Here is a 429-nt window from a genome sequence, read left to right on the forward strand (position 1 = left end):
AGCCCCAGCGGCACTGTTCACCCCATGCCCCCGCTTGCAACACCACCTGCAATGCCGGGTTAGCGACAACCTCGAATAATGACAACGAAAGAGGAACCGTTATGCGTCAACCCACCCAGCCAGAGCCAGGTGCATCATCGTCCATCTGGTCTCGACTGAGTACCATCACCGATTATTTTGCCTGGCCACTGCGCACCTCCCATTACCTGGAACTGGTGAACCCGTTGTGGACCACCCACAAGCTGCAGGCCCGAGTGGTAAAAGTGTGGGATGAAACCAAAGACGCACGCACGCTCACCCTGCGGCCCGGCCTGAACTGGCGCGGGCACCGGGCTGGCCAGCATGTGCGAGTGGGCATCCCTGCCGATGGCAAGCATTACACCCGCACCTACACCATTTCCTCGCCCCCCGAGCGCGAAGACGATTGCT

The 429-nt window shown here is 60.4% G+C and carries 1 pseudogene; it reads left to right on the forward strand.

Annotated elements, in window-relative coordinates:
• Positions 1–101 precede the first annotated feature (101 nt).
• Positions 102–429, forward strand: a pseudogene (locus A3754_RS07715) (ferredoxin reductase); the annotation flags it as partial.

The organism is Alcanivorax sp. HI0083 (assembly GCF_001635175.1).